Source organism: Pseudoalteromonas obscura (assembly GCF_030135505.1).
Lineage (GTDB): Bacteria > Pseudomonadota > Gammaproteobacteria > Enterobacterales > Alteromonadaceae > Pseudoalteromonas > Pseudoalteromonas obscura.
In genome coordinates this window covers 23,036-34,688 of record NZ_JASJUT010000022.1, presented here as the reverse complement: position 1 = coordinate 34,688, position 11,653 = coordinate 23,036, and the positions used below count along the sequence as shown (strand labels likewise).

Here is an 11,653-nt window from a genome sequence, read left to right as displayed (position 1 = left end):
GCAGTCTGTTGAAACCTATAATCAGAAAAGGCCACACACAGCCTTAAAGTACAAAACGCCCGATGAAATTCATCGAGCGTTTTGACATAAAAAGTGTCAACCCATACTAGGATGGGTCAAATTATATCCTATAAAATAATTTGGTATGGTTTTTGTATCCATATTTGTAGACATCAAATAATTGCCAAATATTATGATTAGAACACTTCGACTTCCTCTGATAACGCTTGGGTTCATTTTTGCAGGGCACTGTGCTGCCAATGAACAAATAGAGGCGGTACCTTTATATACCCAAGATGAGTTGATCACCTTAATCAATAATAATGCCCATTTGCAGCGTGTGAAAGATGATGACTGCCAGTTAGTGCAGGATATAGAAGCTCGTGCGGAAATTATGGGCCTGCCATCTTATCAGTTTTTGTATGGCGATATGTTGGCATATGAAGTCTGCGTTGAGCGTGATGTGGAGTTGGGTCTGTATTATATGAAGCAAGCGGCACAGCAAGGCCTTGCTGCGGCGCTTGAGCAGCTCGGTAGATACTATGATATAGGCCAACTGGTGCAAGCTGATAAAGCGATGGCAATTGTATATTTGCGCGAAGCAGCTGCGCTTGGGAACTTAAATGCACAATTGCGTCTTGTTGGGTTATTCAATCAAGGATTTGGAAGTCCTCGCGACTATGAAGATGCTTATCGATGGTTGTTTCACGCTGTAGTTGCTGATAAGCAGGTACATAAACAAATAGAAAGCTCACTGACAAGGTTAGCTGAAAAAATGCCCGAGAGTGTTATCAAACGGGCAAGATTGCCAAATTAACTTAACTGCTTAACTTCTCACCAATTGAAGACTCTTTACTTGCCGGGTCTTTCAAAATAGACATCTTAGGTGGTTGCAAAGCCAAAATTTTGTCACCCTGTTGCGGGAGCTTCTCCTCTTCGGAAGTAAAAGGCCTCACGGATAAAGGATCGTCCTCTTTTTTCTGTTCAGAGATGATGAACAAAGGAATTGCTTCTTTATTAATTTCTAAGTATTGCTCCCAACTAAACTCCTCTGACAATCTAGTGGCACTTACTTTACCGCCTTTTGCCATCAAACTGCTCAGCTTGGCGTAATTACCTGTGTCTCCAAATAATATTTGCCGAGATAAAAAAGTAGCGCTGTCTTTATTCGCTTTAGCGTGGTTTGTCGATGACTTTAACGAGTATACACTCTGCTCATCGAGTAAGTGAGAAAAGTATTGTACGCCTAATGCATTGTGATGGCGATTGGGTGATAAAGCGAGTACAGAGTGTAAACTGGTAAGCGGCAGGTAGCGCTCCGCATGCTCTGATTGTGGGTTACCGTAATAACAAGGCAGGCCGTCCATTCTCGCCATTTTGCAGTTTTCCCATGCAGGATCGGACAGGTAAACGTCTATGTTTTGCTCTTTGAGTCCACAAGCAATTGCTCGTGCTACATGGTTGGCACCAATGATCAATAGGGTATTTGGGCTGGGTTGTCGGACACCCAGTAGGCGTGCTAATGGCGTTGCAGTTAAACTTTGAAGTATGACAGTGACAATAATGACGGTGAAGATGAGCGGTACTATTTTCGCCGCATCGGGGTGCCCGGATTGTGCCATACTGAGCGCAAATACAGATCCAACTGCAGCGGCAACAATACCGCGTGGAGCTATCCATGCGAGCATTAAGCGAGATTTGAGCGGAATGTCGCTATTAAAAGTCGAAACGGCAATGCTAAGGGGTCTTGCGACAAATAGCACGATGGCTAAAAACCAAAATATACCACTATCTAGCATCATTAATTCTTCTAGCTTCAAGCGTGCAGCTAGCAAAATAAATAGGCTAGAAATCAATATCATCGACAAGTCCTCTTTGAATTCTAGCACCGCATCTATTTCTAAATCATCCTGATTGGCAAGCCAAATACCAAAAATCGTCACCGCTAGTAAGCCTGACTCGTGACTTAAATGGTTTGACAGCGTAAAGCTCATCAATACCAGAGCTAATATCCCAAACTTGTGCAGCTCAAACGGCAGCCACTCTTTGCGGATAATATAGCTGGTAAACCAGCCAGAAACGATACCCACACTTAATCCGACACCGAGTGTCGATAGTAGAGCCATTAATGTGTGGCTAAATACCCCATCTTGATCAACTAAACTGACGGCCTCAAACACCAATACAGCAAACAAAGCGCCTATTGGATCAATAACGATGCCTTCCCAACGTAAGATTCTATCTATATCTTTGGTTGGGCGCATGGCATTGAGCATAGGCGCAATAACGGTGGGGCCGGTCACAACCAGTACTGCTCCCAAAACCGCTGCGACGGGCCAATCCAACTCCAATACATAAATGGCGCAGGCGGTAATAATAACAAAGGTAGTTAACATGCCAATTGAGCAGAGATTACGAACTACTTTTCCAATCCCCTTTAGCTCTCGAAAATGAAGTGTCAAAGACCCTTCAAAAAGTATGATGGCTACAGACAAGGAAACGACGGGAAAAAGGAGATCACCTAATAGTTTATCTGGGTCTAACACACCAGAAACAGGACCCAGCAATAGCCCTGTTAATAGTAAAAATAAAATTGCGGGTACTTTGGCAACCCATGCCAGCCACTGGGCAAATACAGAACATATGGCAATTGCGGCGATGTAAATAGCCGACATAAACTCTCCAGCTTAGTTAGCTTATTGAATATTAGTATAGTGTTAGCCTCGTTATATCATAGTAAATAAGTCAAAAAAGAGAATAAGCTGTTAAAAGTGCTTTCTTTTTTCCGATTCTTTTGACAAATTTTCAGGTAGGGGGACGAGCAATTAAAGTGTGCAATTTAAACAATATTCACTTTACCAGGCTCTTTTAAAATGCGTATTATCAAGGTCTGAGTAACAGGCTCTGTGTGAATACACACGAGCTAGGGATGAGAGGAAGACGATGACATTAATAACGAATTTGGCCAAAAACGCCGCAAAGGCTGCAAAAAAGCTGGCGATTCTCGATACAGAACAGAAAAACGCCATACTGATCGAGATGGCAAGCGCGCTTCGAGCAAATGAACAGAGTATTTTAGATGCGAATGCGCTAGACCTTGGCGCGGCACGGGACAATCAGCTCTCGCAGGCTATGGTAGACCGTTTAACTTTAAATTCGCAACGTATAAATGACATGGCTTTAGGGCTAGAAGAAGTAGCGGCGCTTCCAGATCCAGTTGGTGAGGTGCGAGTTCTTGGCAAGCAACCGAGTGGCATTGAAGTGCAAAAAATGCGTGTTCCACTGGGGGTTATTTGTATGATTTACGAAGCGAGGCCAAATGTGACCGCTGATGCAGGTGCCTTGTGCTTTAAGTCTGGCAATGGCGTAATCTTACGCGGCGGAAAGGAGGCGTTAAATAGCTCTTTGTCGATTGCGCAAGTTATGCATGATGTGCTGAATGAACATGGTTTACCTACTGAGCTGATCACCGTTGTCCCCGATCCTGATAGAGCCCTTATGTTAGAGCTAATGCAACAAAAGGCCTACATCGACCTAATAATCCCGAGAGGGGGTGAAGGTTTGATTGAGTTTGTGACCGAGCACAGTACTGTCCCTGTTATTCAGCACTTTAAGGGTGTGTGCCACTTATATGTAGATAAAGATGCAGATTTAGATATGGCAATCGACTTGCTTTTAAATGGTAAAACACAGAGGACAGGTGTATGCAATGCACTCGAAGGGTTAATTGTGCACAGTGCAATCGCGCAAACCTTTTTGCCACGAGTGAGGGACGTGTTGAGTGAAGCGGGTGTTCAGGTTCATGCTGGTCAGTCAGCTGCGGCGTATTTTAGCTGTGCAAACGTACTGGACGATGGTGAATTTGGAGAAGAGTATTTGGGACTAGAGATAGCAATCCGTATTGTTGATGATTTTTCTGCGGCACTGGTACACATAGATCAATTTGGCAGCCATCACACTGAGGTTATATGCACTCAATCTGAGCAAACAGCTAAACAATTTCAAACATGTGTGGATGCGTCTGTTGTTATGGTAAATGCGTCGTCTAGATTTAGTGACGGTGGTCAACTAGGTTTAGGTGCTGAAATTGGTATTGCAACCACTAAATTGCATGCATATGGTCCAATGGGATTGGAGTCGTTAACAACCGAAAAGTACTTGGTTAATGGAACTGGAAATATAAGAAGTTAGTAAAGTGGTGGAGCTAAGCAGGATCGAACTGCTGACCTCCTGCGTGCAAGGCAGGCGCTCTCCCAGCTGAGCTATAGCCCCACTTTAAATTGGGAAGTATCACAAAAGAAGATTGGTGGAGCTAAGCAGGATCGAACTGCTGACCTCCTGCGTGCAAGGCAGGCGCTCTCCCAGCTGAGCTATAGCCCCAACATGTCTTTTGGACGAGGCGAAATTTAAAGACTTTTGCCTCCCGCGTCAAGTTTTTTTATTAAAAAACTCAAAAATACGAGCAGCTTTGGTACACTGGGACAAATTTATGGATAGGAAAATTATGAGTCGTCTATTTTTACTGCTCTTGTCAACTGTGCTGGTTGCTTGTAGTTCCGCCCCAAAACCTGATTTTGAAATAGAAAAACAAACCTTACATAAGCGCATCAACGCAGAAGGTCAGCCCGAGTTTGCGTTTGTAGTGACGGTGAAGTCTACACCCAGAATGGATCTTGCTAAAAATAAACCTATCTCAAAAAAGGAACTGAAAAAGTTTGCAGATTACCAGCGAGTTGAAGAATCGCCCGAGTTGAAGTTAGTACTTGAGGATACAGCTGTGACATTGTTACAGCAGGCTTTGAAAGCTGACAATTATTGTCAGAGCGGTTATAACATTGACAATGTTTATTGGCGTCAACGTAGTGTGCAGTTGCGAGGACATTGTTTGTGACATTATCTCGTTATGAGGCGTTAGAAAGGCATCTGGCTCAATTGAACATTCACTATTTAAGTTACCAACACGTACCATTGGCGAATTGCGATGTAGCCAAAGAAATCGGCCTAGAGCGAGATGGTACGGGATTAAAAAACCTATTTTTACGCGACAACTATGGTAAAAGGCACTTTTTGGTGATCACGCGAGCTGAAAAGCAGCTTGATTTAAAAACTTTGTCAAAGCAGCAGGATGTTTCTCGACTTGGGTTTTGTTCCAGTGAACGTTTGGCGAAATATCTGCAAGTTAGGCCCGGTTGTGTCTCTGCACTTGCGACTTTCAACGACACAGAAAATCATGTTGAATTGTGGTTAGACAGTGAATTGGAAGATGCTAAACAATGGCAGTGTCACCCATTTGAAAATGACAAAACTTGGGTATTACAGCTGGCTGATTTAAAGGTGTTTTGGCAAAGAAGTGGTCACACTCCACACTGGGTTTCACTGCCAGTGCGTTGATTTTGCAATACTAAGTAGCCGCCAAACATACACACAAATAGTAAACTAATTAAGAAGATTGCTAATCCATATATTTGATAAATAAAGCCGGGTACGAAAGTGCCTAGCGCCCCGCCACAATAATAAAATGATACATAAGCACCATTGGTGATGCTGGCATTGGCCGTACTGAGTTCGTTGGCTAGGGGAGCCGCACTGGCGTGTATCATAAACATGCAAGCACAGAAGAGTGTAAACATGGCGACAAAGAAGCTGAGAGAGCTCCATTGCATGGCAAGTAAAGTCAGGCTGTAGATAGCAAATAACGTCGTTAAAATTTGCCAATTATTATGGGTTAATTTTGACAGCAAGGGGGTAACCATCGAGATTAATGCGCCGACTAAATAGCCACTGTATATCCAAGCTATCAGCTTAGGATCTTTGACTTGATACTCGTTACTCAAAATAAAAGGGAGGTAATTTAGCAGTGCAGAAAAGCAGTAAAACATGCAAAAAACCGCCCCATAAAGGCGCAGCAACTTGGCCGACTTTAGAGGTTTTAAATACGCTCTTGGAGAAGTGAATGGTGCTTGGTTTATTGCTTTGTTGTAGGTAGGTTTAACCATCAAAGCAAGTACCAAAAGCAACACCGCATTAAATAGGTAAAAGCTTTCGAACCCCCACCATGTCGCAAAATTTGCCGCCAAAGCTCTACCTAAATACCCCCCAGCAATGGTACTACCTACATACCAAGTCATGTTCTTACGCAGACATTGGCCTTGCCAAGTCTGCCCTATATAGCCAGTCATTGAAGTCAGTGCCGCGGGCAGCAACAGCCCTTCTATAAATCGCATAGCTAAAAACAACTCAAACTGCTGAGTGACACCTATCACAGTGCAACACAGTGCCAGCGCAATCATAGTATTACGCAGCACAATGAGTTTACAAAATCTGGTTAAAACCAAACCATAAAAAATGGGCGCGACAGCCAATGGCAGCATGGTGACAGTCATTAAAAGGCCTGCTTTTGCGGGGGTGATCGCGAAGTGTTCAGCAAATTGCGCCAGCATTGGCTGTGGCGCATAAAGCACGAAAAATATAACCACAGAGCAGAGCAGTAAATGAAATATTGGCATACGATTTCTTAGCGATGACTGTACTTAATTATTATCTACATTTGACGAAGCTTTTTCTCTAAAAAGAAGTAAAAACTTGTTATACATCATAAATTACTTTAGTGGCTTTGCTAGATTAATGTACATGGCTCAAAAATGAATTCGTGTTTGTTAGAAGCTGTATGTACTTTTCCCTAGCTATTAAAGAAATTGTTTAGAGATTTGCTAATTTTGGTATTAAAATGGCGGCAAGTTTAGATTGATGGAGTGGCATTATGGGGTCTTTACAGGATCAGCTGTTAAAAGCCGGTTTGACAACTGAGCACAAAATGAAAGTTGCCAAGACGGAAAAACGCAAGCAGCAAAAGAAGAAAAAGAAAAAAGGCGCAACAAGCGATCAAACAGATCTGCAAAAGCATATTGAGCAAACCAAACTTGCTCAGCAGCAAAAAGCAGAAGCGCAAAATAAAGCGAAGCAAGACGATTTAAAAGAACGTGAACAAGTCGCACGTGTTAAACAAATCCTAGAGCATCACAACCAAGCAGAGATCAAAGGCGACCGCACATTTAACTTCACTTATGAAAATAAAGTCAAGGAGCTAGATGTAAACGAACAGACGCAACAGGCTTTATCAAAGGGACGTTTAGCAATCTGCGTACTGGAAGGGCAGTTCTATGTATTAGAAGATGAACCAGCTAAAAAGATTGCCGAAGTTGATGAAAAGTACATCGTTTTCCACGTCGAAGATAACAACGACAAGCAGGATGGCGATGATCCATACGCGGGCTATGAAGTGCCAGACGACCTGACTTGGTAATGTATTAGGTTCATTTCTCTTAGCTGACTAGGTTCATATTCTAAAACTGAATTAAGTAATTGTGTAGAGCGGCTTTGAGTCGTCTACACTGGTTAAATAACCGTCAAAAAAGAGAAATGATATGATGAAGATAAAGCAATTTGTGTTTGCATCAAGCATGGCTGTCACTGCAATGCTCTGTGGTAATGTAGCTGCTGCAGATGGTAAGGCGTTGTACTCTGCAAAGTTATGCCAAACGTGCCATGGAGCGGAAGGGAAATCACCTATAATGCCTTTGTACCCAAAAGTTAATGGGCAAAGTAAAGAGTATCTTTTAGCGCAAATGAAAGATATTAAAACAGGCAAACGCAGCAATGGTATGTCTGCTGCAATGAAAGCCATGGTTGCCAATGTATCTGATGCAGAACTAGAAGCGATTGCTGCCTATCTTTCTACAGTAAACTAAGTTTTAACTGCTGGAAAAAGCCACCTTTCATGGTGGCTTTTTTAGTACCGAATTAATTTGCACAGGGGGAGCTCTGTGTATTGAACTATTTTTTTATGTGTTTTAGACTTCTATACATCTAAAAACACCATGGTGAGTGTAAGGAGCAAAGATGTTTGATCTACCTGAGTTAAACTTAAAGGGTAAAGTGAGCGATGAAGAGTGGAAGTTACGCGTTGATCTTGCAGCTTGTTATCGCTTGGTTGAGCATTTTCGTTGGGGCGACTTAATTTATACCCATATGTCAGCTAGGTTGCCAGGGACCAATCATTATTTAGTTAACGCATTTGGCTTGAGTTTTGACGAGGTAACCGCATCCAATTTAGTGAAAGTAGATCTGCAAGGAAATATTCTCGATGATACGCCATACGAGATAAACCCTGCTGGTTTTACAATTCACAGCGCTATCCACGAGGTACGTGAAGATGCCCATTGCGTAATTCATTTGCATACCAAAGAAACGATTGCCGTAGCGAGTCTTGAGGGGGGATTGCAGCCTTTAAGTCAACACAGTATGTTTTCGCTTCCTTCTTTGTCTTATCACGGCTATGAAGGACTTGCTGTAAATGATGACGAAAGAGCGCGTTTGCAAGCCGATCTGGGCAATACCAACCATATGCTATTGGTAAACCATGGTGGTCTAACGGTGGGACCAACTGTTGGAGATGCATTTATGCGCTTTTATGATTTGCAAAGAGCGTGTGAAATTCAAGTGGCGATATTGGCCACTGGGCAACCCGCAATTGCAGTACCTCAACCAATCCAAGATAACATTTATAATCAAGCTAAAGTTGTGCACAGCGGGAGTACCGGTGGTCAGTTAGCTTGGCCTGCAATGCTCAGAAAAGCATATCGCTTAGATCCTGGCTTTGCCAAATAGGAGTCGAAATGAAAGTAAATCGCGTCGAAGTATTTGATATACACTGTCCAGACAGACCAGCTTGGACACCTGTCTTCATCAGAATTCATACTGATGAAGGGATCTCGGGAGTAGGTGAAGCAGGACTTGCTTATGATTTGGGACACAGTGCTGCGGCAAGTATGATCAAAGAAATGGCTGAGGCATTTTTGATTGGTCATGACCCATTCCAAACTGAGCTGTTATGGTCTCGCATGTTACGAGAGAGCTTTTGGGGGTTAGGTGGTGGTCCCGTGGTATATGCTGCAATGAGTGCCATCGATACTGCGCTTTGGGATATTAAAGGTAAGGCGCTAAACCTGCCTGTTTACCAGCTGTTGGGTGGTAAAGTAAATCCAGAGTTACGCACCTATGCGTCACAATTGCAATTTGATTGGGACAGCGAGTTTAAGGCCTTAGTACAGCCCCATGAATATGCAGAGGCAGCTCATAAAGCTTTGGCTGAAGGCTATGACGCGGTGAAGGTTGATCCAATTATGTATGACAAAGATGGCAATACATATTATGACCGTACAAAGCTTATCTCTCGCGGCGAAATGAAGCTATATCGATCACGTATGAAAGCTATTCGCGAAGCGGTAGGTGATGAAGTTGATATTATTTTTGAATGTCACAGCCTACCGGGTGCGACATCGGCAATTCAAATTGCAGAGATTGCAGAAGAGTTTGACTGCATGTATTACGAAGAGCCAGTAAACTACTTAAACCATTCTTTACATGCCAAAGTTGCCAACAAAACAGCTGTGCCGATCGCAGGTGGTGAACGCCTCTATAACCGCTGGGATGTAAGACCTTATTTTGAAGATCAAAGTATTGATGTATTGCAGCCAGATATTGGTTTATGTGGTGGTTTTACTGAAACTAAAAAAGTATGTGACTATGCAGATATCTTCGATATACGCATTCAAGCACACGTTTGTGGCGGCCCGGTCGCAACCGCAGCTTCACTGCATTTAGAGACAGCCATTCCTAATTTCTTAATCCATGAGCATCATACATATGCGATTAAAAAGTGGAATAGAGAGCTTTGTCTTCAAGATCCACAACCTGAAAAAGGGGTATTTAAGGTATCAGAAGAACCTGGTATTGGGATTGAGCTGAATGATGAAGTTGTGATGCGCTCACAGCGTGTAGAAATTAAATAACGCACGTGATATCCAATAAAAAAACCAGGCTTAGCCTGGTTTTTTTGTATTCAAAGAATGCATTTATTTAAGCAGAGACTCTGTCAGTACTGGGCGGATCTCTTTAACAATCGCTTGGCACAATTTAGGTGCGCCACAGACGATGTTACCGCTGTTGTTGTAGTTTGCTCCACCTGCAAAATCCATAAGCATACCGCCAGCTTCTTTTACTAACAGTTCACCTGCCGCTGTATCCCAAGGCTTAAGACCAATTTCATAGAAACCGTCAATACGGCCTGCAGCAACGTATGCCATGTCTAGTGCAGCAGAGCCTGCACGACGAATATCAGCTGTGTGAATAAATAGTGCTTTAAAAGCTTCTGTGTACGCATCTAAGTGGTGCTTTTGCTTGAATGGGAAACCAGTTGCTAACACGCTACCAGCAAGCTCGTTGCTCTTAGTTACACGGATACGCTTATTGTTTAATTGGGCACCTTGGCCACGAGATGCGGTGAATAACTCGCTACGAATTGGATCGTAAACAACAGCCTGTTCAACGCGGCCTTTTACTTTAAGTGCAATTGAAATTGCGAAATGAGGGATGCCTTTGATGAAGTTAGTTGTGCCATCAAGAGGATCAATAACCCAAAGGTAATCTTTATCTTTGCCATCAGTGTGGCCAAGCTCTTCTCCAACAATTGCGTGATCTGGGTAAGATTTTAAAATTGTGTCACGGATCACACGTTCTGCTTCTGTATCAACACTTGTCACGAAGTCGTTAGTACCCTTCTGAGTCGCTTCAACTTGAGACAGATCTTCAGTTGCACGTAAGATCACTTTACCCGCGTTACGCGCAGCGCGTACCGCAATGTTTAACATTGGATGCATAGCATTACCTTTGAATTGTAAAAGAACTAAATTTTTTGAGCCGGCGTATTCTAGCGATTTTCTCGATAAAGTAAATAACTTTGCATGAAAAAGATTGGTGTTTTTTTGTTCAGTTGGTTTGGTGGTTTGATCCTGTCAACCTATGGTAAACTACGCCATTATTTTTGTCTGAGATAAATAGCATGGCATTACAAGATATTAGAATCGTACTTGTGAACACTTCACATTCGGGAAATATTGGTTCAGTTGCACGCGCAATGAAAACCATGGGCTTTTCAAAATTATATTTAGTCGATCCTGCTTGCGAGGTAGACAGTCACGCAAGTGCACTGGCAGCAGGTGCGACAGATGTCCTTGGTGATGCAGTAACCGTTGATAAACTGGAAGATGCCATCGCAGACTGTAGTTTGGTAATAGGTACTAGCGCGCGCTCTCGCACCTTGTCTTGGCCTATGGTGGACCCAAGAGAATGTGCACAAAAACTTGTTGCTGAGTCTAGCGATGGTCCAGTTGCACTTGTGTTTGGTAGAGAAAACAGTGGCTTAACAAACGAAGAGCTACAGCTTTGTAACTACCATGTTTGCATTCCTGCAAACCCAGAGTACAGCTCTTTGAATTTGGCAATGGCTGTGCAAACACTTACTTATGAAACGCGCATGACGTTTCTGGACACACAAGAAGCTGAGCCAGAAGTTGATGACACGAAGTATCCTACTTCTGAGCAAATGGCCCTATTCTATGAGCACCTTGAATCAACCTTGAATGACACTGGTTTTATTGTAAAGCAGCACCCGGGCATGGTGATGACAAAACTCAAACGTTTGTTCAATCGTGCAAGACCGGAAGATCAAGAGCTCAACATCCTGCGTGGTATTCTCAGCTCAGTTAACAAATCAACGAAATAGTTAAGATTGGAAAGAATCTAAAGATTAGAT

Annotated in this window: 13 protein-coding genes and 2 tRNA genes; 10 read left to right on the top strand and 5 right to left on the bottom strand. The window is 42.9% G+C overall.

Annotated features, from left to right (window positions below; all coding sequences use genetic code 11):
* A partial coding sequence (locus QNM18_RS27100) for an integrase core domain-containing protein (protein WP_284138616.1) occupies nt 1-85 on the top strand: 85 nt, incomplete at its 5' end.
* Nucleotides 86-193: 108 nt separating this feature from the next.
* Nucleotides 194-817: a tetratricopeptide repeat protein gene (locus QNM18_RS27095; RefSeq protein ID WP_211010988.1), complete on the top strand. Its 624-nt coding sequence runs from the start codon at nt 194-196 to the stop codon at nt 815-817.
* A gap of 1 nt (nt 818) precedes the next feature.
* Here QNM18_RS27095 and QNM18_RS27090 read toward each other — a convergent pair whose 3' ends face one another.
* Nucleotides 819-2,675 carry a cation:proton antiporter gene (locus QNM18_RS27090; RefSeq protein ID WP_023399910.1) on the bottom strand — a complete coding sequence of 619 codons (1,857 nt, stop codon included), beginning with the start codon at nt 2,673-2,675 and terminating at the stop codon, nt 819-821.
* A 268-nt stretch (nt 2,676-2,943) separates the two neighbouring features.
* Between QNM18_RS27090 and QNM18_RS27085 the strand changes: the two genes are divergently transcribed.
* On the top strand, nt 2,944-4,191 hold the full coding sequence (locus QNM18_RS27085) for a glutamate-5-semialdehyde dehydrogenase (RefSeq protein WP_284138937.1): 1,248 nt from the start codon (nt 2,944-2,946) through the stop codon (nt 4,189-4,191).
* Nucleotides 4,192-4,196: 5 nt separating this feature from the next.
* On the opposite strand, the gene QNM18_RS27080 is transcribed toward QNM18_RS27085, so the two are convergent.
* Nucleotides 4,197-4,272, bottom strand: a tRNA-Ala gene (locus QNM18_RS27080).
* Nucleotides 4,273-4,304: 32 nt separating this feature from the next.
* A tRNA-Ala gene (locus QNM18_RS27075) sits at nt 4,305-4,380 on the bottom strand.
* Between the two features lie 124 nt (nt 4,381-4,504).
* Between QNM18_RS27075 and QNM18_RS27070 the strand changes: the two genes are divergently transcribed.
* Both QNM18_RS27070 and QNM18_RS27065 read left to right on the top strand, forming a co-directional pair.
* On the top strand, nt 4,505-4,891 hold the full coding sequence (locus QNM18_RS27070; protein WP_211010983.1) for a hypothetical protein: 387 nt from the start codon (nt 4,505-4,507) through the stop codon (nt 4,889-4,891).
* Nucleotides 4,888-5,391, top strand: coding sequence for a prolyl-tRNA synthetase associated domain-containing protein (locus QNM18_RS27065; protein ID WP_284138936.1), 504 nt, complete (start codon nt 4,888-4,890; stop codon nt 5,389-5,391). Before QNM18_RS27070 ends, QNM18_RS27065 begins: the two co-directional genes overlap by 4 nt.
* Here the strand turns inward: QNM18_RS27065 and QNM18_RS27060 are convergent.
* Entirely contained in the window at nt 5,355-6,506 is a 1,152-nt protein-coding gene (locus QNM18_RS27060) for an MFS transporter (protein WP_284138935.1), read from the bottom strand. The two genes, QNM18_RS27065 and QNM18_RS27060, sit on opposite strands and share 37 nt — an antisense overlap.
* A 254-nt stretch (nt 6,507-6,760) precedes the next feature.
* Here QNM18_RS27060 and QNM18_RS27055 point away from each other — a divergent pair, with 254 nt between their 5' ends.
* The 4 genes from QNM18_RS27055 (at nt 6,761) to QNM18_RS27040 (ending at nt 9,851) form a co-directional block, all read left to right on the top strand.
* Nucleotides 6,761-7,303 (top strand): DUF2058 domain-containing protein, encoded by a 543-nt coding sequence (locus QNM18_RS27055; protein WP_284138934.1) that lies wholly within the window; start codon nt 6,761-6,763, stop codon nt 7,301-7,303.
* Nucleotides 7,304-7,460: 157 nt separating this feature from the next.
* Nucleotides 7,461-7,748 (top strand): c-type cytochrome, encoded by a 288-nt coding sequence (locus QNM18_RS27050; RefSeq protein ID WP_417714874.1) that lies wholly within the window; start codon nt 7,461-7,463, stop codon nt 7,746-7,748.
* Between the two features lie 151 nt (nt 7,749-7,899).
* A complete protein-coding gene (locus QNM18_RS27045) occupies nt 7,900-8,667 on the top strand; it encodes a class II aldolase/adducin family protein (RefSeq protein WP_211010973.1) in 768 nt (255 codons plus the stop codon).
* A gap of 8 nt (nt 8,668-8,675) precedes the next feature.
* Entirely contained in the window at nt 8,676-9,851 is a 1,176-nt protein-coding gene (locus tag QNM18_RS27040) for a mandelate racemase/muconate lactonizing enzyme family protein (protein WP_211010971.1), read from the top strand.
* Nucleotides 9,852-9,914: 63 nt separating this feature from the next.
* Here QNM18_RS27040 and suhB read toward each other — a convergent pair whose 3' ends face one another.
* Nucleotides 9,915-10,718: an inositol-1-monophosphatase gene (suhB, locus tag QNM18_RS27035; protein WP_023399919.1), complete on the bottom strand. Its 804-nt coding sequence runs from the start codon at nt 10,716-10,718 to the stop codon at nt 9,915-9,917.
* Between the two features lie 182 nt (nt 10,719-10,900).
* Between suhB and trmJ the strand changes: the two genes are divergently transcribed.
* Nucleotides 10,901-11,623: a tRNA (cytosine(32)/uridine(32)-2'-O)-methyltransferase TrmJ gene (trmJ, locus tag QNM18_RS27030; RefSeq protein ID WP_211010970.1), complete on the top strand. Its 723-nt coding sequence runs from the start codon at nt 10,901-10,903 to the stop codon at nt 11,621-11,623.
* Nucleotides 11,624-11,653 lie beyond the last annotated feature (30 nt).